Source organism: Bradyrhizobium sp. NAS80.1 (assembly GCF_001908205.1).
In the GTDB taxonomy this organism is placed as follows: Bacteria; Pseudomonadota; Alphaproteobacteria; order Rhizobiales; family Xanthobacteraceae; genus Bradyrhizobium.
The window spans coordinates 1-24,459 of the sequence record NZ_LGHL01000174.1 but is presented as its reverse complement, the minus strand read 5'-3'; the positions used below and the strand labels follow the sequence as shown (position 1 = coordinate 24,459).

Here is a 24,459-nt window from a genome sequence, read left to right as displayed (position 1 = left end):
GAACGGGGCGAGGGAGCGCAGCAGTTGCGCTACGATCTCTCACCTACTTCGGCAGCAGGCTCTTCAGCTTCTCGACGTCGCGCACGTTCATCTTGAAGCCGCCGGGCATCACGATGTCGCCGGGCTTCTGCTCCGGCTTGCAGGCCCCCAACCACTTGGCCTCGAGAGTCATGGTGGTATCGCGCCCCGAGGCGCCGGCGACGCCGCCTTGCGCATGCGACGAGGTCTTCACCGTATAGGCCGAGTTGAAATCACCTGTGATCTCGGCATGCGAGGTCGTGCTGACGCCGGCGACGTTGCACTCGGAATCGCTGACATAGCCGGTTGCGGTCTTCTTGACGTCCTGCTTGGAGCAGATCTGCTTGGCCATCGGCGAGACGTTGTTGTTCATCTCCTTGTCGACGGTCTCGTCGGTGCAATGCTGCATGGTCATCTCGGGCATGGACGAGCCGGTCCTGACCATCTTCAATTCCCACAGGCCAGCCTTGCGTACTGGCAGATCGTCAGCGCAGGCCGCGCCGGCAGACAATGCAAGGCAAGCAGCCGAGCCGAGCAAAGCAAGTTTGCGCGTCATGCAAGCGACTCCCGGCTGATAGACTGGGCGCTATAAAAACGTCTCAGTAGAGCGTGCGGATCGGCCGTTCGGCGGCGCCATAGGGCACCCAGCGGCAGGAGAACGAGATGTAGCCGCCCTCATAGGCCTGCACTGCGAGGAATTTGACCACCTTGCCGTACTGCGCGCAGTGATCGACCGCGACCTGACGCGCATCGACCTGGGCGGCCATCGAGTAGGCGATGATGCCGCCGGTGTCGTTGCCCTTGAACGGTGGCACCGGAAGGATGTCAGCGCGCGCCGACTGGCTCGCCATCATACCCAGGGCGAGAAGGCCCGCGGCCGCAATGATTCGCATTCCCGTTACTCCAGTTGGTTGGCGCCAGTTTACGGTGCCGGGATGGAAGTGAAAAGAACAGAAGCCCCGCCGGCTGCGACGTTATGGTCAACTCGTCAGCAAGTGTTGCCGCGCTGCACTTGACCTCCTCCGGCCTTCGCGGCACCGTTCGAGCTTCGCAGACCCGCACCTTCGGATTGCCCATGCGCGCCCTCTCGACCTCCCTGAAATCGCTCCGCTTTGCCGCCGTGCTCGGCCTCATGTTCGGGGCGCTGTCGCTCGGCGAGGCCAAGGCCGCCAATCCGCTGGAGTTGAACTTCTGGCTGAGCGGACCGCGCTATGACGGCATCGTCGCCGATTGCGACAAGGCGCTGCCGACAATCGCGACCCAGTTCTCGGAGAAGGAAAGCTCGTTCTGGAATTCCTCGTTGAAGATCACGGGCTTCGCCGCCGTTCACGAGATTGCGTTCCGACCCTGGCAATCCGACAACATTCCGCGCCGCTACTGCACCGGCGATGCCATGCTCAATGACGGCAAGATGCGCAAGGTGCATTTCTCGATCATCGAGGATGGGGGCTTCGCCGGTTACGGCCAGAGCGTCGAATGGTGCGTCGTCGGCCTCGACCGCAACTGGGCGTACAATCCGGCCTGCCGCGCCGCCAGGCCCTGATTCGAGAAGCCCTGCTTCGGACCGATCAAGCGGCCGAAGGGCGGCCACTTGAATTTTGTTCTTGAAATGTTCTTGTTGCCTGCTAGGCTCATTGCACAGTCTAGTTGAGGGGCGTCGCCATGTTTCATTTTAGATTGCATTCGTTCTGCCGCCTGATGATCTCGCTGACCTTGGCCACCGGGCTGGCCCTGCTGGCCGACGGTGCGAAGGCGCAGGACAAGCGGCAGAATTCGCCCGGCGAATTTGATTTCTATGTGCTGTCGCTGTCATGGTCGCCCTCGTTCTGCGAGGAGGCCTCGGAACGTGGCCGCGGCGGCGGGCGCTCGCAGATGCAGTGCAGCGGACGGCCCTACTCTTTCGTGGTGCACGGGCTGTGGCCGCAATATGAGAACGGCTTCCCCGAATATTGCCAGCGGCCTGCGCCGCGGCTGAACCGCAACATCGTCTCCTCGATGCTCGATTTGATGCCCGCGCCGGGCCTGATCTTCAACGAATGGGACAAGCACGGCACCTGCTCCGGCCTCGACAGTCGCAATTATTTCGAGGCGATCCGCAAGGCACGCGCGGTGGTGAAGATCCCGGCCGAATATCTCGATCTGTCGCAGGCCAAGACCGTGGCGCCGGCCGAGGTCGAGGAGGCCTTCGTCAAGGCCAATCCGGGGCTGAGCACTGCCGCCATCTCGGTTACGTGCAACCGGACGCGACTCTCCGAGGTCCGCATCTGCCTTAGCAAGGACCTGCAATTCCGCGCTTGCGAGGAGCTCGACCGCCGCGCCTGCCGCCGCGACCAGGTGACGATGCCGCCGATCCGGGGTGGGTAGACCGAGGTCCTCAGTTCGTTATTCCCCGGCGCGCGACTTGGAAATGGATTCCGGGTTCGATGCTCCGCATCGCCCCGGAATGACGGCAGTTACTTTCATCGCGCGATGTCGTAACTCTCCACCATGAACTACCGCCACGCCTTCCACGCCGGCAACTTCGCCGATGTCATCAAGCACATCGTGCTCGCGCGCATCATCACGTACCTGCAGGACAAGCCGGGGGCGTTCCGCATTATCGACACCCACGCCGGCGCCGGCCTCTATGACCTCGAAAGCGACGAGGCCCGCCGCGGCGGCGAATGGCTGACGGGCATCGCACGGCTGATGCAGGCGCGCCTGTCGAATGAGACAGTGGCACTGACAAAACCCTATCTGGACATCGTCCGCGCCTTCAATCCGAAGGGCGAGCTCAAGGCCTATCCGGGCTCACCTCTGATCGCACGCGGCCTGCTCAGACCGCAGGACCGGCTCGTTGCCTGCGAGCTTGAGCCAAAGGCGCGCAAGGCGCTAATCGACGTACTCCGCCGCGACGAACAGGCCCGTGTGGTCGATCTCGACGGCTGGATGGCGCTGCCCGCTTTCGTGCCGCCGAAGGAACGGCGCGGATTGGTGCTGATCGATCCGCCCTTCGAGGCGAAGGACGAGTTCGAACGGTTGGGCGAGGCGTTCTCGACAGCCTTCGCGAAATGGCCGACCGGTATCTATGTAATCTGGTATCCAGCCAAGAACCGTCGCGCCACCGACACGCTGGCGCAACTGGTGGCGCGGCTCGCAGCCGGAGCAAAACCGCCGGGAAAATGCCTGCGCCTCGAATTCAGTGTCGCGCCACAGCTTGACGGCGCGGCCCTCGCCTCCACCGGGCTGCTGATCGTCAATCCGCCGTACACGCTGCATGGCGAGCTCAAGACGATCCTGCCCGAGCTGGAAATGCCGCTCGGCCAAGGCGGCGCTGCCAGATTCCGATTAGAGGTGCCGAGAGCGTAACACCCGGTCATCTTTGGGAAAAATATGCAGGAACGGTAGTCAATCTGCAAAGAACCGTATTATGCTGTTTTCGTGACTGGCTTTACGTTCCGCTTCCGCGAATGGTTGCGGCGGAGTGAAGGCCTAAAAAGATCCAACCGGACTGAAAAGTCCGCGCAAGGATGGCCAGCTCCCGGGCTCCGTAAGGCCCGGTCATGTCGTGACGTGAGTCTGCGTCGCGACGGAGGAGCAATGAGGGGGAGTTTTCCCGATGGCCATGACGGGAACGGTCAAGTTCTTTAACGGCGAGCGCGGCTACGGCTTCATCAAGCCGGACGACGGCGGTCGCGATGTCTTTGTTCACATCACCGCTGTTGAGCGGGCGGGATTGAAGGACCTTGCCGAAGGACAGCGTATCACGTTCGAAGTCGAGCCGGACAAGAAGGGTAAGGGACCTAAGGCGGTCAATTTAGTCATACTCTCCTAGAGCGTTTCGAGCAGAGCATTTCGAGCGAAGTAGATACCGGTTCGCGTCCAGAAGACGCGTCAGAGTAAGAATCTGGAGCTTCGTTCCGATTCCGTCGGAACGGAATGGGCTCCAGCGAGCCTGACGAAAAACACCTGACGCAAAACACCTGACGCAAAACGCTTGACGCAAAACGCCTGGCGCAAAACGCCTGGCGCAAAAAAATCCCGGCCGCGAGCGGCCGGGAGGCTGTGGTCCGGTATTTTTTTCTTGGCTATCAGAAGTGATAGTTCACGCCTGCGCGCACAACGCTGGCGGTATAGCCGTTTGACACGCCTGTAATTGCGAACTGACTCGTCGACAGGTCGATGTAGAGATATTCGAGCTTGGCGCTCCAGTTCGGCGCGAGGCCGACTTCCGCACCGGCACCGATGGTCCAGCCGGCAGTGGTTTGCGACTCCGTCCAGCCAAAGGTCTGCGCGCGCAGTTCGCCGAAGGCGAGGCCGGCGGTGCCGTAGAACAGTACGTTGCTGAAGGCGTAGCCGGCGCGGCCGCGCAGGGTGCCGAACCATGGATTGGAGAACTTCCACGGCGCGAAGGTGCCGTCGGCACCGGTGGCCTGAATGTCGCCCTCGATGCCGAACACCCACGGGCCGTTCTGGAAATTGTAACCCGCCTGAATGCCGCCGGCAAAGCCGGACGGCTTTGAGGGATTGTTATCCACCGAGCCCCATTCATAGCCGATGTTGCCGCCCAGATAGGGACCGGCCCAGCTATAGGCGTTCAGTGGCTGGTTGACGGTATAGGGCGCACGCTGCCCGTAACTGAGATCGGCGGCCCCCGCCGAAGCTACCCAGCCGGCGGCAACCAACGCGGCTGCGCCCACAACGAACCTCATCACACACTCCAACGCAATTATCGCACCCCGCGCCATGCCTGCGCCGCCGCGCGAGGCAAAACCGCATGGTTACGGAACCAAGAACTTTTCGCGTCGGATTTATCGAGAGTTTTAAGTTAAAGGGCTGTTAAGTCCGGTTACCGCGCTGTTAACAGACTTAAGGAAACGTTACCGGGAACCGCGCGCGCCATCCTGTGCGTGCGGCATGGCCGGAACTTCAAATCGGGCCCCCCAGCGCCTAAATTCGCTCCATGGTTCACGATTCCACCGACAATCCGGACGACGCACGCGCGCGCAAATCCCGGCGCGGCACGACGACGGACGCTCCGCCCGAGGGGCTGACGCCGCCGGACCTCGATCCCGCCACCGCTGGCGGCGACGACGAGGACGATGGGCGGCTGCCGGATATCCTGGAGGAGAGCGGCGCGGTCGGCGAAGAGCCGCTGGCCACGGGCCATGAGGCGATCGAGCGCGCGGTCCGCCTCGCCCCCCACCTCGCCCGGCGTCTATCGGATGCTCAATGCCAACGCCGACGTGCTCTATGTCGGCAAGGCCAAGAACGTCAAAAAGCGCCTGTCCAACTATGCGCGCCAGAGCGCACCGCTGCCCGCGCGCATCCTGCGCATGATCGCCGCCACGGTCACCGTGGAAATCGTCTCGACCAATACCGAGACCGAAGCGCTGCTGCTGGAAGCCAACCTCATCAAGCAGCTCCGGCCGCGCTTCAACGTGCAGCTTCGCGACGACAAGTCGTTTCCCTACATCCTGATCACCGGCGACCATTGGGCGCCGCAGATCCTGAAGCACCGCGGCGCGCAGACCCGCCCCGGGCGCTATTTCGGCCCGTTCGCTTCCGCCGGTGCCGTCAACCGCACCATCACCGCCTTGCAGCGCGCGTTCCTGATCCGCTCCTGCACCGATTCCTTTTTCGAAAGCCGTACGCGACCCTGCCTGCTCTACCAGATCCGCCGCTGCGCCGGTCCCTGCACCCGCGAAATCGATTTCCCCGGCTATACGACCCTGGTGCGCGAGGCGACCGACTTCCTCTCCGGCAAGAGCCATGCGGTGAAGCAGGAGCTTGCCGGAGAGATGGAGAAGGCATCCGGCGAGCTCGAATTCGAGCGCGCCGCGCTGTACCGTGACCGCCTCGCCGCACTGTCGGCGATCCAGTCGCAGCAGGGCATCAATCCGCGCACTGTGGAGGAAGCCGACGTGTTCGCCATCCACCAGGAGGGCGGCTTCTCCTGCGTCGAAGTGTTCTTCTTCCGCACCGGACAGAACTGGGGCAACCGCGCCTATTTCCCGCGCGCGGAGAAGACCTTCACACCGGAGGAGGTGCTCGGCTCCTTCCTTGCCCAATTCTACGACGACAAGCCGCCGCCGAAAAACATCCTGCTCTCGCACGAGATCGAGGAGAGCGAGCTGCTCGCCAATGCGCTGTCGATCAAGGCCGGCCACAAGGTCGAGGTCATCGCGCCCAAGCGCGGCGAGAAGAAGGAGCTCGTCGCCCACGCGCTGACCAATGCGCGCGAGGCGCTGGGCCGCAAGCTCGCGGATACCGCGACGCAGAGCCGCCTGCTCGACGCCATGGCCGCGACGCTGAGCCTGCCCCATTCGCCCAAGCGCATCGAGGTCTACGACAACAGCCACATCCAGGGCACCAATGCGGTCGGCGCCATGATCGTCGCCGGCCCGGACGGCTTCGTGAAGAACCAGTACCGCAAGTTCAACATCAAGTCGGAAGGGCTCACGCCGGGCGACGACTACGCCATGATGCGCGAGGTGCTCGAGCGCCGCTTCAAGCGCCTCATCAACCCGCTCGAGGAGAATGCGGCCAAGGCCAAGGACGACGACTTCCCGCAATGGCCCGACCTCGTGATCATCGACGGCGGCCGTGGCCAGCTCAATGCCGTCCGGGAGATCTTTACAAATCTCGGCCTGACCCAGGTGTCGCTGATGTCGGTCGCCAAGGGGCCGGACCGGGATGCCGGCCGCGAGACCCTGTTCATGCCGGATCGCGAGGCGATCAAGCTGGAGCCGCGCGATCCCGTGCTCTATTTCATCCAGCGGCTGCGGGACGAGGCCCACCGCTTCGTCATCGGCTCGCACCGCAAGCTGCGCAAAAAGGACATCCGCGAGGCCGGTTTGCAGGAGATTCCGGGCATCGGCCCGTCACGCAAACGTGCCTTGCTGCATCATTTCGGAACCCTGAAGGAGATCGAACGGGCCTCGATCGCCGATCTCGGCAAGGTTCCGGGGGTGAGCGCCGAAAGCGCCCGTAGAATTTTCGAATATTTCCATCCCCAGCCGGGATGAACTAAAGGGGATGGGGTCATATGGTCGTCGCATCCCGCACCCCATGTGGGAGGGACAGTTGACCTTAGGGCACCGGCGGTATTGGTAGGACTGATGAACATCGTCACGACACGAGGGACGACCAGCCGCGTGATGTCCCTCCCCAACATCCTGACCTATGGCCGGATCGCCGCGATCCCGGTCGTGGTCGGATGCATCTACGCGCAGTCGATCATGGACGGCCCGCTGTGGCTACGCTGGGTGGCGGTGGCCATCTTCATCGGCGCCGGGGTGACCGATTACCTCGACGGCTATTACGCGCGGATCTGGAATCAGCAATCGGCGTTCGGCCGGATGCTCGATCCCATCGCCGACAAGCTGCTGGTTGCCTCCTGCCTCCTGATGCTGGCCGCCGACGGCATCATCCATGGCTGGTCGTTGTGGGCTGCCATCGTGATCCTGTGCCGCGAGATCCTGGTCTCGGGACTGCGCGAATATCTCGCCGCGCTCCGCGTCAGCGTGCCCGTGACCAAGCTCGCCAAGTGGAAAACCACGGTCCAGCTCGTCGCGATCGGCTTCCTGCTTGCGGGCGAGGCCGGCGACCAGGTCGTGCCGGTCGTGACCCAGATCGGCCTCCTCCTGCTTTGGGCCTCGGCGATCCTGACCATCTATACCGGCTACGATTATTTCCGCGCCGGTATCCATCACCTCATCAAGGAGGATGAGGAATGAAGGTGAAGTACTTCGCCTGGGTGCGCGAGCGCGTCGGCAAGGCCGAGGAGACGATCGAGCCACCGTCCACGGTGCGCACCGTCGAGGAGCTGATCGCCTGGCTGTCCGGCCGGAGCGAGGCTTATGCCTACGCGTTCGAGAAGCCCAAGGTGATCCGCACCGCGATCGACCATGCCCACGTCAAGTCGGACGCCGCCATCGCGGGCGCCCGCGAGATCGCGTTCTTCCCGCCGATGACCGGCGGCTAGGCCATGACCTGCCCCGTCACCATCCGTATCCAGCAAGACGATTTCGACATCGCGCGAGAGATCGCCGTCCTGACGCAGAGCCGCACCGACATCGGCGCCGTCGTGAGCTTTTCCGGCATCTGCCGCGGCGACGAGGACAGCGCGAACATATCTGCGCTCACGCTCGAACATTATCCAGGCATGGCGGAAGAAGAGATCAGGCGCCACGCCGACGAGGCGGTGTCCCGCTGGCCGCTCAACGGCGTCACCATCATCCACCGCGTCGGGCGTTTCCTGCCCGGCCATAACATCGTGCTGGTGCTGACCGCCTCGCAGCATCGTCAGGCAGCATTCCAGGCGGCAGAGTTCCTGATGGATTATCTCAAAACCAACGCGCCGTTCTGGAAGAAGGAAGAGAGCGCCACCGGCACCGGCTGGGTCGAAGCCCACGCCCGTGACGACGAGGCCGCCGCACGCTGGACCCGATCCTGATGGCAAGAGCGTCCAAGAAGACCGCGCGCGGCCGCGCCACACCAAAGCTCGCGAAGGTCGGGCGCGGCGAGCTTATTACGCTGATCGATTTCGTCCGCTATGCGGTCAGCCGCTTCGTCGAAGCCAAGCTCGCCTTTGCCCATGGCACGACCGATCCGGTCGCCGAAGCCGTCTTCCTGGTCTGCGAGGCCCTGCATCTGCATCCCGAGCAGTTCGAGGTTTTTGCCAACACGCGCGTCACGTCAGCGGAAGGCAAGGCCCTTCTCGATCTCATCCAGAAGCGCGTCACCACGCGCAAACCGGCCGCCTATCTCGTCAACAAGATCTACATGCGCGGCCTGCCCTTCTATGTCGACGAGCGCGTCATCGTTCCGCGCTCCTTCATCGGCGAGCTCCTGGATTCGCATTTCGGCGGTGACGGCGAGGTCGGCTCGCTGATCGATGACCCCACGGCCGTTGAAAGCGTGCTCGACCTCTGCACGGGATCGGGGTGTCTCGCGATCCTCGCCGCACATCATTTCCCGAACGCCGCGGTCGATGCCGTCGACATCTCCAAGGGCGCACTTGAAGTCGCCGCGCGCAATGTCGGCGAGCACGGGCTGGATGAGCGGATCACACTCCACCGTGGCGACCTGTTCGCCCCGCTCGGCACTAACAAATACGACCTGATCATCACGAACCCGCCTTACGTCGATGCGGACGGCATGGCTGCATTGCCGCCGGAATGCCGGGCCGAGCCGAAACTCGCCTTCGATGGCGGTGCCGACGGTCTCGACGTGGTCCGCCGCATCCTGCGCGATGCGCTCGATCACCTGACGCCGGATGGCGGGCTGCTTTGCGAGATCGGCCGAGGCCGCGAACTGGTCGACGAGGCTTTTCCGGAATTGCCGCTGCTCTGGCTGGACACCGAGGCGTCCGAGGGAGAGGTGTTCTGGATCGCGGCCGCTGATCTCGGCTGATCCGTCACGGCAACTGCGCTCCGGCGGAACAAGTCAGATTCCGCCACGTTCATCCCCCGGCAAACGTCTCGCTTTCGGAGGATGTCCGCATGCTCGCGCCATCGGGCGAATTGCTGCGCACTGGCGTGGCGCTGAAATTCAACCATCTCAGGCGCGCCGCCCGGTCTTACTTGCGTGACCGCACCGGCCAGGCCACGGGACGCGCCACATCCTACGCGGTTGCGGCGGGACTGTTCGCGGTGGCGGGGCTGTTCCTGATCGCGGCCTTATTCGTTGGTTTGATCGCCTTGTTTCGCTGGATTGAAATCACCTACGGGCAATTCTGGGGCTTCGGTGCCGTCGCGGCCGCGCTCCTCGTGCTGGCGGCAGCCTGCGCCGGAGTGGCTATGGCTCAGATGAAGCGTCCGACCAGGCCGATCGTGCCGCTTGCCAGCCGTATGCGCGAGGCGATCACCACCCCGCGTATCCCGCGCGGAACGATCAAGGAGGCCGTGAAGGAGGTCGCGACGACGGTTCCCCTGGTGCCGCACGCACCGGACAAACGCGGCCATGGCGGCAAGGCCTCGCCGGCTCGCGCCAACCGTTCTGTGCAACTCGGCCTGATGCTCGCGGCGATCGGGCTGCTGGGCCTCACGGCAGCGCGCCGCAGGCGCCACGGTCGCGGATTGGACGCTTGAAATGCGGGTGGATGACGATGATCAGGCCGAGCCTCGGCCTGATCACGCTTCGACCGCGCGTCAGCGCTTGGTGATCACTGCCTCCAGATATTCGCTGTGCACCACGACCGTGCCGTCGTCGGCATGGTTGAACTCGCCGAGCAGCGTCATGAGGTCGCGCCGCAGCGCGGCCTGGCCGGTCTCGTCGAGCGCCGCGAAGGCCTTCAGCATCGGCCCGTAAAACGACTTGAAGACGTCGAGCCAGTGGTCCGGCGAGCGGTAGCGGAACACGAACATCCGCGGCTCGGCGGCGATCTCCGAAGCCTGGCTGCCGAACATCTCCCGAAGCCGTGCCGGCGTGCCCCACAGCGCGGGCGACTTCACGCCCGCGGGCGGGGCGACATGCTTGCCGATGATCTTGAAGAGCTGGCCGATGAAACCTTGCGGCGTCCAGTTGGCGAGGCCGATCTTGCCGCCTGATCTGCAGACGCGCGCAAGCTCGGAAGCCGCCTTGTCCTGGTCCGGCGTGAACATCACGCCGAAGGTCGAGAGCACGACGTCGTAGCTCGCATCGGCAAACGGCAATGCTTCGGCATCCGCTTCGCGGAATTCGATCATCAGATGCTCGGCTGCCGCGCGCTCGCGTCCGCGTTTGAGCAGTGCCGGTACATAGTCAGTGGACGTGACGTCACACCAGCGCCGTGCCGCGGCCAGCGTCGCATTGCCGTTGCCGGCGGCAACGTCCAACACCTTGCTCCCAGCACGAAGGTCCAGCGCCTCACAGAGCTGTTCGCCGACGATCTGCAGGGTGGTGCCGACGATGGCATAGTCGCCGGACGACCAGGCGCCGTGCTGGCGCAGCTTGACGGCGGCGAGATCGGGTTGGGCTGCGGCTGGCTTGAGCGCTGCGGACGTCGACATGGCAATCTCCTGCGGTTGAAAGCGCCGGGACGATAGGGCGCATGCGGCTCGCTGGCCTTGAGGGCGGCGTTATTTTACGCTGAGAGGACCTTGATTTCCGAGCGGGAGCCGAGGCGGCAGTGTGACGTTTCAGTTTGAGGATTTCTTGCTCGACCCCGAGCGTCGCGAATTGCGGCGTGCGGACACGCTCGTCGCGCTCGAGCCCCAGGTGTTCGATCTGCTGACCTATCTCGTCTGCAACCGCGAGCGCGTGGTGACACGGGACAATCTGCTCGATGCGATCTGGAACGGCCGCGTCGTCTCGGAATCGACGCTGACCAGCCGGATCAACGCGGCGCGCCGCGCGGTCAACGACAATGGCGAGGAACAGCGGCTGATCCGCACCGTCGCACGCAAGGGCGTGCGGTTCGTCGGCGAGGTGACCGAGCTCTCCGCCGCGGCGAAGCCGGCTGCGGCGGGCAAGCCGCCTGCCCCGTCACCGGCGGGATTTCCGCTACCCGATCGTCCCGCGATCGCCGTTCTACCCTTCACAAATATGAGCGGCGAGGCCGAGCACGACTATTTCTCCGACGGCATCAGCGAAGACATCATCACCGCGCTGTCGAAGCTGCGCTGGTTCTTCGTCATCGCGCGCAACTCCTCCTTCATCTACAAAGGCCGTACGGTTCACCTGCGCCAGATCGCCGAGGAGCTCGGCGTGCGCTACGTCGTCGAAGGCAGCGTCCGCAAGGGCGGCGACCGCGTCCGCATCACCGCGCAGCTCAACGACGTCGCCACCGGCAGCCATCTCTGGGCCGAACGCTACGACCGCAAGCTCGCCGACGTCTTCGCAGTGCAGGACGAGATCACCGAAGCGATCGTCGCCGCAATCGAACCGCAGCTCTACGCCGCCGAAAGCTTTCGCGCCCAGCGCAAGCCGCCCGACAGCATGGACGCCTGGGACCTCCTGATGCGCGCCCTCTCTCACTACTGGCGCGTGACGCGGCAGGATCACGTCGTGGCGCAAGCCCTGCTCGAAAAAGCCATCGCGCTCGACCCGAACTACGGCAAGGCCCTCGGGCTGCTCGGCACCAGCTACATGTTCACCGCGCATATGGGCTGGATGGAGATGACCACCGCGATATCCGCCGCCGAGCGCGCCGCGCGTGCCGCGATCCGCGCCGACGATGAGGATGCCTGGGCGCACAATGCGCTCGGCCACGTCTACCTGTTCGCGCGGCGTTTCGAGGATTCGCTGGCCGAGTTCGAGACCGCGTTGCGGCTCAATCCGAACTTTGCGCTCGCGCAGGGCTATTATGGGCTGACGCTCGGCTATTGCGGCCGCTGGCAGGACGCCGACGAGGCCGCGCGGCGGGCGATCCGCCTCAGCCCGCGCGACCCATGCGCGCCGGTCTATTTCGGCATCGCGGCCTTTGCCCGCTTCCTGGGCCGCGACTACGAGGAAGCCATCCGGCTTGCCCAGGAGTCCTTGCGCCAGCGCAGCGACTTCGTCGGCGGGCACCGGGTTCTGACCGCAGCCGCCGGCATGGCGGGGCAATCCGAGATCGCCCGCGTCGCGTTGGAGGAACTGCGCCGGGCCCAGCCGAACGTCTCCCTGGCCTGGATCGCCGAGTTCATGCCGATCAAGCTGGCTTCCGACCGCGAGCACTACCTCGAAGGCTTTCGCCGGGCCGGCCTGACTTGAGCCGCGAAAGAGGCCGCTATCCCTCGAATCAACAATGATGTTAAGGTCATGCCGCTTGGGGGAGCATGAGGCGTGACGGGGTTTGAACCGCGACCCGCGTTTTCCCGGGTGAGGCAGTCAGCTCTTGAGGCGTAACGCGCGGCATGATTCGTATTTCGACGATCTTCATCGCCATCTGCATGGTTCTGATCGCGGCCTCGCTCGGGCTTGTGCTCTATTCGGTCGCCGGCATCAGCGGGACCGAATCCGCGATCGTAGCGCTGACCGCGCTGACTTTCCTGATCCTCTACAACGCCGTGTCGATGCGGCTGCGCGACCGCAGCGACGTCGGCGGCCAGATCGCCGACCTGTCGCGCGGCACCGCCGACCTCGCCCGCCAGGTGGCCGAGTTTGGCCGCCGGCTCGCCGCGATCGAGGGGCGCATCGCCTCGTCCAATTCGACCAATTCCGACCGCATCCAGTCGGTGATCGGCGAGATCAACGAACTCGGCGGGCTGGTGAAGCACCTCGCCGCCACCGTATCGGCCCATGAAGACCTGCTGGCCGACGCCACGCCGGCGCCAGCCGCAAGCCCGGCCGGGAAGCCGGAGCCGGCGACGCCGCTCGACCTGATCGAGACGATCGCGGAGCCGCCGGTCGCGCTGCCCCCACGTCCCGCGGCGCCCCCGCGTCCCGCATCGGAGCCGCGGCCCACACCGCCGGTCCAGGCCCAGACCGCCAACGGACGCAACCAGACCCAGTTGTTAGCGACGCTGCGCGGCGCGATCGACGAGAATCGCATCGACATCTTCCTGCAGCCGATGGTGACACTGCCGCAGCGCAAGGTGCGGTTCTACGAGGCGGTGACGCGGGTGCGCGACGAACGCGACCAGCTGATCGCCGCCGAAGAATTCATCAGCATCGCCGAGGCCTCGGGTTTGATCGGGCGCATCGACAACATGGTGATGCTGCGCTGTGTGCAGGTGCTGCGCCGCCTGATGGTGCGCAACAAGGATGTCGGCGTGTTCTGCAACGTCGCGGCCTCCACGCTCGGCAACTCCACCACCTTCTCGCAGTGTCTCGACTTCCTCGAAGCCAACCGGGCGCTGGCGCCCTCGCTGGTGCTGGAGTTCAAGCAGTCGACTTTCCGCAATCTCGGCCCGGCCGAGACCGAGAATCTCGCAGCGCTCGCCCAGCGCGGCTTCCGCTTCTCGATCGACCATGTCACCGACCTGCGCGTCGAGCCGCGCGAGCTCGCCGATCGCGGCGTACGCTTCATCAAGGTGCCGGCCACCCTGCTGCTCGATCCGAAGCAGGCTTCGGCCTCCGACATCCACCCGTCCGACCTGTCGGACCTGCTCGGCCGCTTCGGCATCGACCTGATCGCCGAGCGGATCGAGGGCGAGCGCGCCGTAATCGACCTGCTCGACTATGATGTGCGGTTCGGCCAGGGATTCCTGTTCGCGCCGCCCCGGCCATTGCGGCCGGAGGGGGCATCTGCTACCGGCGGGGCCTCGCCGAACCAGGCGCAGGACATTCAGGGATCCAATGGCTCCGCTCCCCCAAGCCCAGGCACGACATCTGCAGCGTCTGCCGCACAACGCATCACCACTGGCAACGCCGCGCTCGCGCGTCGCATCTGATCGGCCGCACGCATCATGACCACGCTACATTTCGCCGAAAGCCTGCGCGAGCTCGTGGGCGGCGTGGACGTCGTGCTGAGCGACATCTGGGGTGTGGTCCATAACGGCCTTGAATCCTTCCCCGAAGCCTGCGAGGCGCTGCACACCTATCGCAGCCGCGGCGGTACGGTGATCCTGATCACCAACGCGCCACGCCCGGCTGACTCTGTGCAGCGGCAATTGCGCAAGCTCGGCGTCGCCGACGAGACTTATGACGCGATCGTCTCCTCCGGAGACCTGACGCGGCTCTATGTCGCCGAGCATCCCGGCCGCAAGATGTTCTGGCTCGGCCCCGAGCGCGACAATTCGATCTATCGCGGCCTCAATGCGGTGACCACGCCGCTGGAGGAGGCTGACTATATCGTCTGCACAGGCCTCTATGACGACGAGACCGAGACGGCGGAAGACTATCGCGGCATGATGCTGAAGGCGCGCCAGCGCAAGCTGACGCTGGTCTGCGCCAATCCCGACATCGTGGTGGAACGCGGCGACCGGCTGATCTATTGCGCCGGCGCGATTGCCGAGCTCTATCGCGAACTCGGCGGCGAGGTGATCTTCTACGGCAAGCCGCACCGGCCGATCTACGAGCGCGCAATGGCGCTTGCCGGCGAACGCCAGGGCCACGTGATCGACCGGAAGAAGGTGCTCGCGATCGGCGATTCTGTCCGCACTGACCTGACCGGCGCGCGCGAATTCGGCATCGACTGCCTGTTCGTCACCCGCGGCATCCATTCCGAGGAGTTCGAGGGGCTCGACCAGCTCGACCCGACATCGGTGATGGAATTGTTCGGCCACCCGCCGAAGGCGCTGATGCGCGAATTGAAGTGGTGACACCTCACACGGTCATTCCGGGGCACGCATAGCGCGAACCCGGAATCTCGAGATTCTCTGGCGCGCAACCGCGCACCATAGCATAGCTCGGTGCTGACGCACCGCCCCGGAATGACGAACCCAACACAGAAAGCCCGGGACAACCGCCCGGGCCTTCCGAATTCGCCTGATGGCCTCGATCGCGCGCTTACGCGCTCGCCATGTCCGGGAAGACCGCCTCGATCTTGGTCTTCAGCGTCGCCGCGTTGAACGGCTTGACGATGTAGTTGTTCACGCCGGCCTTCTTGGCCGCGATCACGTTCTCGGTCTTGGATTCCGCCGTGATCATGATGAACGGCGTGGTGGCGAGATTCGGATCCGCGCGCACTTCGCGCAGCAGGTCGTAACCCGTCATCGGCTCCATGTTCCAGTCGGAGATCACGAGCCCGTACTTCTTGCCGCGCATCTTGTTCAGCGCCGCCGAACCGTCGCTGGCATCATCGATATTCTCGAAGCCAAGCTGCTTCAGCAGATTCCTGATGATACGGATCATGGTGCTGTAGTCATCAACCACCAGAACCGACATCGACAAATCAACCGCCATCTCGACTCCCCCAACGCAAACCCAGGAATGTTACAATCGGACCCGCCGGGCAGCCCCGCAGTTCCACGTTTCAAGGACTAGCACCAAGGCTTTAAACAGCGCGTTAACTGCGGAAGCCCCTCAAGGATTGAAATCATGTTCAATGCGGTCGCACCCGCCGCTTGACTTCATCCGTCCGGTCAAGCCACGGTCCCGCCCCCGTCCTGCCCGGCGCGAGAATTTTCCCGATGGCTTCGCATTTTACAGTTATCCGCGACACCACGCCGGATTCCGCGATTTTAAAGGGCGCTGTTGTCGCCATGGGCAATTTCGACGGCGTTCATCTTGGCCATCAGGCGGTGATCGCGGCGGCCATGGAAATGGGCCGGGCGCATGGCCGCCCTGCGCTGGCGTTGACCTTCGAGCCGCATCCGCGCCGGTTTTTCAGCCCCAACACTCCGCAATTCCGCCTGACGGACGAGCGCGCAAAGCTGCGGCTCCTGGCCGGCACCGGGCTTGACGGCGCCGTGGTGATGACCTTCGACAAGGCGCGCGCCGGAACCAGCGCGCAAGATTTCATTCACCATGACCTGATCGGGCGCCTCGGCGTCAGCGGAATCGCGGTCGGCTACGATTTTCATTTCGGCAAGGGGCGCGTCGGCTCGCCGAGCCTCCTCGTCAACGAAGCCCCCCGGCTCGGTATCGAGGTCGACGTGCAGCCGCACGTCGATATCGACGAGCGGCCGGTCTCCTCCAGCGCGATTCGGATCGCACTGGCCGAAGGCCTCCTCGACGAGGCTACCACCATGCTGGGCGCCCCCTGGTTCATCACCGGGGAGGTCATCCATGGCGAGAAGCGCGGCCGCGATCTCGGCTACCCCACTGCCAACATCCGTCTGGACGGCAATTGCGGCCTGAAGCACGGCATCTACGCCGTGCGGGTCGGCCGCGGCACCGAGCGGCTGGACGGGGTTGCAAGCTTCGGCCGCCGCCCGACCTTTGATAATGGCGCGCCGCTTCTGGAAATCTTCCTGTTCGACTTCAAGGGCGACCTCTACGGGCAGGCGCTCGACTGCGCCTTCGTCGGTTTCATCCGCGAGGAGCTGAAGTTCGACAGCCTGGAGGCCCTGATCCGCCAGATGGACGACGATTCCGCCCGGGCCCGCGCCATGCTGGCCGCCGCCCCCGACGCATTTCCGAGGCTTGGCGTCGTCGATTGAGGCCGGAAACCGGCCTGACGGACCTTTGCGCTTCCCCCGCCCCCCCTGCTATGGAGAGCCCATGTTTGCGCGGCGCATCATAGGGATTAGCGGCCCGGCTTCCGCCTGAGCCTTCGGCTCGGCGCAAGACCGGGATTTTGTCGTTTCACCCCGCGATTCCAGTCGCCATCCGTTTCCGCGCCCTTCCGAGCCAGTCAGCCTCATGTCCGAAAAGCCGCAAAAGTCCGACGCCAAAGACTATTCGAAAACCCTGTTCCTGCCGCAGACGGAATTCCCGATGCGCGCCGGCCTGCCGCAGCGCGAGCCGGAGATCCTCAAGCGCTGGTACGAGATCGGCCTCTACGAGAAGCTGCGCCAGAGTGCGAAAGGCCGCGCCAAGTTCGTGCTGCATGACGGCCCGCCCTATGCCAACGGCAACATCCATATCGGCACGTCGCTGAACAAGATCCTCAAGGATCTCGTCACCAAGAGCCAGCAGATGCTCGGCTTCGATTCCAACTACGTGCCGGGCTGGGACTGCCACGGTCTGCCGATCGAGTGGAAGGTCGAGGAGGAGCACTATCGCAAGAAGGGCAAGCAGAAGCCCGACTTCCGCGACAGCGCCGCCATGATCGATTTCCGCCGGGAATGCCGCGCCTATGCGACGCACTGGCTCGGCGTGCAGCGCGAGGAGTTCAAGCGTCTCGGCGTGATCGGCGACTGGGATCATCCATACGCCACCATGAGCTATCCGGCCGAAGCCCAGATCGCCCGCGAATTGATGAAGTTCGCCGCCAACGGCACGCTCTATCGCGGCTCCAAGCCGGTGATGTGGAGCGTGGTGGAGAAGACCGCGCTCGCCGAAGCCGAGGTCGAGTACGAGGACTACACGTCCGACATGGTCTGGGTGAAATTCCCGGTCACCTCGCCCGCGCATGGCGTGCTCGCCTCCGCAAGCGTCGTGATCTGGACCACCACGCCCTGGACGCTGCCGGGCAACCGCGCCATCTCGTTCTCGCCGAAGATCGCCTACGGCCTCTACAAGGTCACGGACGCGCCTGCCGACAACTGGGCCAAGACCGGCGATCACCTGATCCTGGCGGACGCGCTCGCTGCAGAAGTCTTCAAGCAGGCGCGCGTCACCGCCTATGAGAAGGTGCGCGACATCCCCGGCGACACCATGGACGCGATTGAATGCGCCCATCCGCTCAAGGGGCTCGGCGGCGGCTATAACTTCACCGTGCCGCTGCTCTCCGGAGACCACGTCACCGACGATACCGGCACCGGCTTCGTGCACACCGCGCCAAGCCACGGCCGCGAAGACTTCGACGTCTGGACGGCAAACACCCGCGAGCTCGACGGGCGCGGCATCCCGACCGCGATCCCCTACACTGTCGACGAGAACGGCGCCTATACCGACCATGCTCCGGGCTTTGCCGGAAAACGCGTCATCAACGACAAGGGCGAGAAGGGCGACGCCAACGAGGCCGTGATCAAGGCGCTCGTTGAGAAAGGCATGCTGCTCGCGCGCGGCCGGCTCAAGCATCAGTATCCGCACTCCTGGCGCTCCAAGAAGCCGGTGATCTTCCGCAACACGCCGCAATGGTTCATCGCCATGGACAAGGACATTGCGGACGGCGGTAAGACCAAGTCCGGCGACACGCTGCGTGCCCGCGCACTGCGCGCAATCTCGGTGACGCAATGGGTGCCGCCGTCCGGCGAGAACCGCATCAACGGCATGATCGAGGCGCGCCCCGACTGGGTGATCTCGCGCCAGCGCGCCTGGGGTGTGCCGATCGCCGTGTTCGTTCGCGAGAAGGGCGACGGCTCCGCCGAGATCCTCCAGGACGAAGCCGTTAACACGCGCATCGGCGAAGCTTTCGAGAAGGAAGGCGCCGACGCCTGGTACGCGCAGGGCGCGCGCGAGCGCTTCCTCGGCCCGCGTGCCAATGAGGACTGGCAGAAGATCGACGACATTCTCGACGTCTGGTTCGATTCCGGCTCGACCCACGCCTTCGTGCTCGAAGACCCCGTGCACTTCCCGGGTCTCGCCGGCATCAAGCGAAAGGTCGACGGTGGCACCGACACCGTGATGTACCTTGAAGGCTCGGACCAGCATCGCGGCTGGTTCCATTCCTCGCTGCTGGAGAGCTGCGGCACGCGGGGCCGTGCGCCCTACGACATCGTGCTGACCCATGGCTTCACCCAGGCCGAGGACGGCCGCAAGATGTCGAAGTCGCTCGGCAACACCATCGAGCCGCAGGCCGTCATCAAGGAGTCCGGCGCCGACATTTTAAGACTCTGGGTCGCGTCCTGCGACTATACCGATGACCAGCGCATCGGCCCGGAGATCCTGAAGAACACGGTCGAGACCTATCGCAAGCTGCGCAACACCGTGCGCTGGATGCTCGGCACGCTGCATCACTACAAGCCGGCCGATGCGGTCGCGCCCGCCGACATGCCGGAGCTCGAGCGGCTGATGCTGCACGAGCTCGCGGTGCGCGCCGCCGCGATCGACAAGGCCTACCAGGAGTTCGACTTCAAGACAGTGGTCGCAATCCTGTCCGCTTTCCTGAACAGCGAGCTCTCGGCGTTCTACTTCGACATCCGCAAGGACACGCTCTATTGCGATCCGCCGTCGTCGCTGACGCGCAAGGCCGCGCTGACTACGATCGACCTGTTGTGCGCCTCGATCCTGAAATGGCTGGCGCCGATCCTCAGCTTCACCGCGGAGGAAGCCTGGCGCATGTACCGGCCCGACGCCGAGCCCTCAGTGCATCTGACGCTGTTCCCGGCGGATCTCGAGAGCTTGCGCGACGACAAGCTCGCCGCGAAGTGGGAGGCGATCCGCAACGTTCGCCGCGTCGTCACCGGCGCGCTGGAGCTCGAGCGCGCTGCCAAGAACATCGGCTCGTCGCTCGAGGCCTCGCCGGTCATCTATGTCGGCGACCGCAGCATGCTGGCGACGCTGTTCGACGTCGACCTCGCCGAAGTCTGCATCACCTCGAACTACGAGGTGCGTGAGGGCGAGGCGCCGGCGGCCGCGTTCCGGCTCGATGCCGTGCCCGGCGTCGCCGTGGTGGTCGAGAAGGCGGTCGGCACCAAATGCGCCCGCTCCTGGAAGATCTCGCCGACGGTCGGCGAGGATCCTGAATACCCCGACGTCACCCCGCGCGACGCCAAGGCGTTGCGCGAATGGAAGGCGCTGGGGGTGGGAGTGTAAGGTTCAACCGTCGTCCCGGCCCGGTGCGCAATTGCGCACGGATGCCGGGACGACGGCAGTCTTTGTGGCGATCATTGCACCATGACCCCTCTCCGCGCCGGCATCCTCTCCGCCATCGTCACAGTCATTCTCGACCAGGCCTCAAAGCTCTGGCTGCTGAACGTGTTCGACCTCGCCCATCAGGGCGTTGTGAGGGTGACGCCTTTCTTCGACCTGGTGCTGGCCTGGAACATCGGCATCAGCTTCGGCTGGCTGCAGAACGACAGCCAGGCGGCGCAGATTGCGCTGATGGCGGTCAAGGCCGTTGCGGTGATCGCACTGGCGATCTGGATGGCCCGCTCGCACACCCGCCTTGCGACCGTCGCGCTCGGCCTGATCATCGGGGGCGCCATCGGCAATGGCATCGACCGCATGGCCTACGGCGCGGTGGTCGATTTCGCCCTGTTCCACATCGAGATCGGCGGAAATACCTTCAATTGGTACGTGTTTAACCTCGCCGACGTGGCCATCGTTGCTGGGGTGGCGGCCCTATTGTATGATTCCTTCCTGGGGGTACCCGCCGCAAAAGCGCCCTGATCCCGGCCGATACGATCCGGCCGTGGAACCCTGTTTTTGCAGGGGTCGGCAGCGTTCGCGCGGCAATCTGCCACAATATGGAACAGGTACAGTGATGCGCAGCTCCGAGACCAGCGGTTCGATGGTTCGAGATCCCCGGTTGGGGTTTTGGCGGGCGTTGAAATTGTCCGCTGTCGCGCTCGGCATCGGTCTCGTCATGTCGACAGGCGCCGCCCGCGCCGGCGACGATGGTGATGGCGACGATGATGACATGACCTTCGAAGAGAAGCTCATCGACAACCTGATGTCCGGCATCGGCGCCAAGGGCATGGAGAAGCCCGGCATCGAATACCGCGAGCGCTCCCCGCTGGTCGTGCCACCAAAGCTGGACCTTCCGCCTCCCGCGACCCAGGCCCAGGCCGCTCCGAACTGGCCCAAGGACCCCGAGGAGAAGCGCCGCAAGGAAGCCATCGCCGCACGAAAGAAGGCCAAAAAAGCGACAGAGAACTGGCAGGCCGCCCAGCCGTTGACACCCGCCGAGATGAACGCCGGCAGGACGGCAGCACCCGAACGCACGTCCAATGATCCTATTCAGCCGGGCACCAACGCCAACCCGTCGCTCAGCCCCTCCCAACTCGGTTTCACCGGCGGTCTGTGGGGCATGCTGAAGGGCGACAAAAGCTCCGAGTCCAAGCAATTCACGACCGAGCCCCCGCGCCAGTCGCTGGTCGAGCCGCCGCCCGGATACCAGACGCCGTCGCCCAACTACGCCTACGGCGCCGGGCAGGACACGACGAAGAAGACCTATTTCGACATCATGTCGGGCAAGGACAAGGAACAATAGCGTTCCTGTCCCACCGCGACATCCTGAAAGGCGCGAACCTGACGCCGGCCGCTCGTGCACGCCAGACGCGGTCTGTAGATTGCTTATCAGTAACTTGCCTACGAGTTGAGTTCTCTGCTTCGTGACGCGAAGCCTCAGCCGCACGGTGTACGATGCCGTGCCGCCGAGCCGGACATCCGGGCTCGGCCTTTCATTAAGGATCATGATGTCCTCTTACCGATCGGCCGCCTGCCTTTTTGCCGCGCTGCTCTCGACGAGTGTCCTCTCGGCCGGCGCGGCGCTCGCCCAGACCACGGTGACCTCAGCCCCGCCTGCCAGCTTCACGCTCAGCAACGGCCTTCAGGTCGTGGTGATCCCGGATCACCGCACGCCAGTGGTTACGGAGATGATCTGGTACAAGGTCGGCTCGGCCGACGAGACGCCGGGCAAATCCGGCCTCGCGCACTTCCTCGAACATTTGATGTTCAAGGGCACCGAGAAGCATCCGGTCGGCGAATTCTCGCAGACGGTGCTCCGCGTCGGCGGCAACGAGAACGCCTCGACCTCGGTCGACTACACCAACTACTACCAGCGTGTGCCGCGCGAGCAGTTGCCGACCATGATGGAGTTCGAGGCCGACCGCATGACCGGCCTCATCCTCAAGGACGAGAACGTGCTGCCCGAGCGCGACGTCGTGCTCGAAGAGTACAATATGCGCGTCGCCAACAATCCGGACGCACGGCTCAACGAGCAGATCATGGCCGCGCTCTATCTCAACCATCCCTACGGTCGGCCCGTGATCGGCTGGCACCAGGAGATCGAGAAGCTCGATCGCGAGGATGCGCTCGCCTTCTACCGTCGCTTCTACGCGCCGAACAACGCGATCCTCGTCATCGCCGGCGACGTCGAAGCCGCCGACGTCCGCCCGCTGGTCGAGCGCAATTTCGGCTCCATCCCTGCGCAGCCCGCGATCCCCGCGCGGCGCGTCCGTCCGCAGGAGCCGGAGCCAGCGGCACCGCGTACCGTCACGCTGGCCGACCCGCGCGTCGAGCAGCCCGGCGTGCGCCGCTATTATCTCGTGCCCTCGGCGACGACGGCCGCGGCCGGCGAAAGCGCCGCTCTCGACGTGCTGGCACAGCTGATGGGCAGCGGCAGCAATTCCTATCTCTACCGCGCCCTCGTCGTCGACAAGCCGCTCGCAGTGTCCGCCAGCGCCAGCTATTCGAGCATCTCGCTCGATCCGACCCAGTTCGCGATCTCTGCCTCGCCGAAACCGGGCGTCAGCTTTACCGAGGTCGAGCAGGCGATCGATGGCGTACTCGCCGACGTCGCGCAGAACCCGATCCGCGCCGAGGATCTCGAGCGGGTCAAGACCCAGCTCATTGCGGAAGCGATCTACGCCCAGGACAACCAGGCTGTGCTGGCGCGCTGGTATGGCGGCGCGCTGAGCACGGGCCTTTCGATCGAGGACATCCGAAGCTGGCCCGACCGCATCCGCGCGGTCACCGCCGAGCAGGTTCGCGCCGCCGCGCAGAAATGGCTCGAGAAGAAGCGCTCGGTGACGGGCTATCTGATCAAGGACACTACGACCACCAAGCGCGAGGAGAAGCGTTCGTGACCTATCCTTTCCTTCGCGCGCGTCACTTCGCGCTGTCCTTCGTCACTGGCGCTGCGCTTGCGCTCGCTACGGTCTCGTCGTCGCAGGCCGCGGCAAAGATCCAGCACCTGGTATCGCCGGGCGGCATCGAGGCCTGGTTCGTTCAGGACGCAACCGTGCCGCTGATTGCCATGGAATATTCCTTCGCCGGCGGTTCGGCCCAGGACCCCAAGGACAAGTCGGGCGTCGCCAATCTGGTCGGCGATCTCCTCGATGAGGGCTCCGGCGATCTCGACTCGAAGACGTTTCATGAACGGCTCGACCGCCGCGCCATCGAGCTCTCCTTCAGCGCCACCCGCGATACTTTCCGCGGCAGCCTGCGTATGCTGCGCGACAACAAGGACGAGGCCTTCGACCTGTTGCGGAGCGCTCTGACCTCACCGCATTTCGACACCGCCGATGTCGAACGTATCCGCTCGCAGGTCATCTCGGGGTTGCGCCGCGAGACCACCAACCCGAGCTCGCTGGCGAGCCGTAAGTTCCTTGAGGTCGCGTTCGGCGATCATCCCTACGGCCGGCAGAGCAACGGCACGTTGGACAGCGTGCCGACCATCACGGTCGCCGACATGAAGGACTATGTCGGCCGCGTGCTCGCCAAGGACACGTTGAAGATCGCGGTGGTCGGCGATGTCGATCCGGCCACGCTCGGCAAGCTGCTCGACCACACTTTCGGCGCCCTGCCAGCCAAGGCCAATCTCGTGCCGGTCCCCGACGTCCAGGCCGCAAAGCCGCCGCAGCGCGCCTTCGTGCCGCTCGACGTGCCGCAGACCGTGATCACCTTCGGCGGCCCCGGCGTGAGACGCAACGACCCGAACTTCATGGCAGCCTATGTCGTCAACCACATCCTCGGCGGCGGCGGATTGTCCTCGCGGCTCTATCACGAGGTGCGCGAGAAGCGTGGCCTCGCCTATTCGGTGTTTGAATCGCTACTGTGGATGGAGCATTCGGCGCTCTTCATCGGCAACACCGGCACCCGCGCCGACCGCGCCGGTGACACCATCGACGCCATCGAGAAGGAAGTGCGCCGCATCGCCGAGGAGGGACCGACGCAGAAGGAGCTCGACGAGGCCAAGTCGTACCTCAAGGGCTCGCAGATGCTGGCGCTCGACACCTCCTCGAAGCTCGCGCAGGCGCTGCTGCAATATCAGCAGGACAAGCTGCCGATCGACTATATCGAGAAGCGCAACGCCATCGTCGACGCGGTGACGCTGGACGACGCCAAGGCGGCTGCCAAGCGGCTCTGGGGCCAGGGCCTCCTGACCGTCGTCGTCGG

23 protein-coding genes and 1 pseudogene are annotated in these 24,459 nt (G+C 64.6%); 19 read left to right on the top strand and 5 right to left on the bottom strand.

What is annotated here, in order from left to right:
- Positions 1–43: 43 nt before the first annotated feature.
- Together AC629_RS33475 and AC629_RS33470 are read right to left on the bottom strand one after the other, a co-directional pair.
- Positions 44–574, bottom strand: a complete 531-nt coding sequence (locus AC629_RS33475; protein WP_084809065.1) for a DUF3617 domain-containing protein — start codon at positions 572–574, stop codon at positions 44–46.
- A 43-nt stretch (positions 575–617) separates the two neighbouring features.
- Positions 618–911: a hypothetical protein gene (locus AC629_RS33470; protein WP_084809064.1), complete on the bottom strand. Its 294-nt coding sequence runs from the start codon at positions 909–911 to the stop codon at positions 618–620.
- Positions 912–1,093: 182 nt separating this feature from the next.
- On the opposite strand from AC629_RS33470, the gene AC629_RS33465 reads away from it, so the two are divergent.
- The 4 genes from AC629_RS33465 to AC629_RS33450 all read left to right on the top strand — a co-directional run bounded on the left by AC629_RS33465 (position 1,094) and on the right by AC629_RS33450 (position 3,832).
- The gene (locus tag AC629_RS33465) at positions 1,094–1,561 is read left to right on the top strand and encodes a hypothetical protein (protein WP_084809077.1); all 468 of its coding nucleotides are present in this window, start codon (positions 1,094–1,096) and stop codon (positions 1,559–1,561) included.
- Positions 1,562–1,680: 119 nt separating this feature from the next.
- Entirely contained in the window at positions 1,681–2,382 is a 702-nt protein-coding gene (locus AC629_RS33460) for a ribonuclease T2 family protein (protein ID WP_084809063.1), read from the top strand.
- A gap of 123 nt (positions 2,383–2,505) precedes the next feature.
- Positions 2,506–3,366 (top strand): 23S rRNA (adenine(2030)-N(6))-methyltransferase RlmJ, encoded by an 861-nt coding sequence (locus tag AC629_RS33455; RefSeq protein WP_084809062.1) that lies wholly within the window; start codon positions 2,506–2,508, stop codon positions 3,364–3,366.
- Between the two features lie 250 nt (positions 3,367–3,616).
- Complete coding sequence (locus AC629_RS33450; RefSeq protein ID WP_008544396.1) at positions 3,617–3,832, top strand: cold-shock protein; 216 nt, start codon at positions 3,617–3,619, stop codon at positions 3,830–3,832.
- 256 nt (positions 3,833–4,088) lie between these two features.
- Here AC629_RS33450 and AC629_RS33445 read toward each other — a convergent pair whose 3' ends face one another.
- A complete protein-coding gene (locus AC629_RS33445; protein WP_084809061.1) occupies positions 4,089–4,712 on the bottom strand; it encodes an outer membrane protein in 624 nt (207 codons plus the stop codon).
- Positions 4,713–4,960: 248 nt separating this feature from the next.
- Here AC629_RS33445 and uvrC point away from each other — a divergent pair.
- The 6 genes and pseudogenes from uvrC to AC629_RS33415 all read left to right on the top strand — a co-directional run bounded on the left by uvrC (position 4,961) and on the right by AC629_RS33415 (position 10,091).
- Positions 4,961–7,025, top strand: a pseudogene (gene uvrC / locus AC629_RS33440) (excinuclease ABC subunit UvrC).
- A 93-nt stretch (positions 7,026–7,118) separates the two neighbouring features.
- Entirely contained in the window at positions 7,119–7,736 is a 618-nt protein-coding gene (pgsA, locus tag AC629_RS33435) for a CDP-diacylglycerol--glycerol-3-phosphate 3-phosphatidyltransferase (RefSeq protein WP_084809060.1), read from the top strand.
- Entirely contained in the window at positions 7,733–7,984 is a 252-nt protein-coding gene (gene moaD / locus AC629_RS33430) for a molybdopterin converting factor subunit 1 (RefSeq protein ID WP_084809059.1), read from the top strand. The genes pgsA and moaD overlap by 4 nt, the downstream gene beginning before the upstream one ends.
- A gap of 3 nt (positions 7,985–7,987) precedes the next feature.
- Positions 7,988–8,455, top strand: a complete 468-nt coding sequence (locus AC629_RS33425; RefSeq protein WP_084809058.1) for a molybdenum cofactor biosynthesis protein MoaE — start codon at positions 7,988–7,990, stop codon at positions 8,453–8,455.
- A complete protein-coding gene (gene prmB / locus AC629_RS33420) occupies positions 8,455–9,414 on the top strand; it encodes a 50S ribosomal protein L3 N(5)-glutamine methyltransferase (RefSeq protein ID WP_084809057.1) in 960 nt (319 codons plus the stop codon). The genes AC629_RS33425 and prmB overlap by 1 nt, the downstream gene beginning before the upstream one ends.
- Before the next feature lie 89 nt (positions 9,415–9,503).
- Positions 9,504–10,091 (top strand): hypothetical protein, encoded by a 588-nt coding sequence (locus AC629_RS33415; protein ID WP_084809056.1) that lies wholly within the window; start codon positions 9,504–9,506, stop codon positions 10,089–10,091.
- A 60-nt stretch (positions 10,092–10,151) separates the two neighbouring features.
- On the opposite strand, the gene AC629_RS33410 is transcribed toward AC629_RS33415, so the two are convergent.
- Entirely contained in the window at positions 10,152–10,991 is an 840-nt protein-coding gene (locus AC629_RS33410) for a class I SAM-dependent methyltransferase (RefSeq protein WP_084809055.1), read from the bottom strand.
- Between the two features lie 121 nt (positions 10,992–11,112).
- Between AC629_RS33410 and AC629_RS33405 the strand changes: the two genes are divergently transcribed.
- From AC629_RS33405 to AC629_RS33395, 3 genes are all read left to right on the top strand, one after another.
- Positions 11,113–12,675, top strand: coding sequence for a winged helix-turn-helix domain-containing protein (locus AC629_RS33405; protein ID WP_084809054.1), 1,563 nt, complete (start codon positions 11,113–11,115; stop codon positions 12,673–12,675).
- A 143-nt stretch (positions 12,676–12,818) separates the two neighbouring features.
- The gene (locus tag AC629_RS33400; protein ID WP_084809053.1) at positions 12,819–14,297 is read left to right on the top strand and encodes an EAL domain-containing protein; all 1,479 of its coding nucleotides are present in this window, start codon (positions 12,819–12,821) and stop codon (positions 14,295–14,297) included.
- A gap of 15 nt (positions 14,298–14,312) precedes the next feature.
- Entirely contained in the window at positions 14,313–15,167 is an 855-nt protein-coding gene (locus AC629_RS33395; protein WP_084809052.1) for a TIGR01459 family HAD-type hydrolase, read from the top strand.
- Positions 15,168–15,354: 187 nt separating this feature from the next.
- Here the strand turns inward: AC629_RS33395 and AC629_RS33390 are convergent, their stop codons facing one another.
- A complete protein-coding gene (locus tag AC629_RS33390; protein WP_007596883.1) occupies positions 15,355–15,750 on the bottom strand; it encodes a response regulator in 396 nt (131 codons plus the stop codon).
- 227 nt (positions 15,751–15,977) lie between these two features.
- Between AC629_RS33390 and AC629_RS33385 the strand changes: the two genes are divergently transcribed.
- From AC629_RS33385 to AC629_RS33360, 6 genes are all read left to right on the top strand, one after another.
- The gene (locus AC629_RS33385; RefSeq protein ID WP_084809051.1) at positions 15,978–16,949 is read left to right on the top strand and encodes a bifunctional riboflavin kinase/FAD synthetase; all 972 of its coding nucleotides are present in this window, start codon (positions 15,978–15,980) and stop codon (positions 16,947–16,949) included.
- 202 nt (positions 16,950–17,151) lie between these two features.
- Entirely contained in the window at positions 17,152–20,151 is a 3,000-nt protein-coding gene (gene ileS / locus AC629_RS33380; protein ID WP_084809050.1) for an isoleucine--tRNA ligase, read from the top strand.
- A gap of 81 nt (positions 20,152–20,232) precedes the next feature.
- Entirely contained in the window at positions 20,233–20,727 is a 495-nt protein-coding gene (lspA, locus tag AC629_RS33375; protein ID WP_084809049.1) for a signal peptidase II, read from the top strand.
- A gap of 94 nt (positions 20,728–20,821) precedes the next feature.
- Positions 20,822–21,550: a hypothetical protein gene (locus AC629_RS33370; protein ID WP_084809048.1), complete on the top strand. Its 729-nt coding sequence runs from the start codon at positions 20,822–20,824 to the stop codon at positions 21,548–21,550.
- Positions 21,551–21,752: 202 nt separating this feature from the next.
- The gene (locus AC629_RS33365; RefSeq protein ID WP_502693071.1) at positions 21,753–23,147 is read left to right on the top strand and encodes a M16 family metallopeptidase; all 1,395 of its coding nucleotides are present in this window, start codon (positions 21,753–21,755) and stop codon (positions 23,145–23,147) included.
- Positions 23,144–24,459: M16 family metallopeptidase (locus AC629_RS33360; protein ID WP_084809047.1), on the top strand; the 1,316-nt coding region annotated here is incomplete at its 3' end. The genes AC629_RS33365 and AC629_RS33360, both read left to right, overlap by 4 nt.